Origin of the sequence: Mesorhizobium sp. M5C.F.Ca.ET.164.01.1.1 (genome assembly GCF_004792125.1) — a bacterium.
Lineage (GTDB): Bacteria > Pseudomonadota > Alphaproteobacteria > Rhizobiales > Rhizobiaceae > Mesorhizobium > Mesorhizobium wenxiniae.
In genome coordinates this window covers 1-373 of the sequence record NZ_SRTG01000213.1, presented here as the reverse complement: position 1 = coordinate 373, position 373 = coordinate 1, and the positions used below count along the sequence as shown (strand labels likewise).

Genomic DNA, 373 nt, shown 5'->3' with positions numbered 1-373 from the left:
AAGGCCAGGCTCGGTGGTCATGGCGGGCGGGAAGTTCCCGCGGAATGATCATCGGCATCGGCAGCGACCTGATCGATATCAGACGCATCGAGAAGTCGCTGGAACGGCACGGCCAGCGCTTCATCCAGCGCATCTATACCGAGGTCGAGCAGGCCCGCTCGGAAGGCCGCGCGGCGCGCGTCGCGTCCTACGCCAAGCGCTTCGCCGCCAAGGAGGCCTGCGCCAAGGCGCTGGGCACGGGCATGGCGCATGGCGTCTTCTGGCGCGACATGGGCGTCGTCAACCTGCCCGGCGGCAAGCCGACCATGGCGCTGACCGGCGGCGCGGCGGCACAGCTCGGCAAGATCCTGCCGCGGGGGCATAGGGCGGCGAT

At 69.7% G+C, this 373-nt stretch carries 1 protein-coding gene; it reads left to right on the top strand.

Annotated features, from left to right (window positions below):
- Positions 1 to 44: 44 nt before the first annotated feature.
- On the top strand, positions 45 to 373 hold a 329-nt coding region (acpS, locus tag EN807_RS33180; RefSeq protein ID WP_135937991.1), incomplete at its 3' end, for a holo-ACP synthase.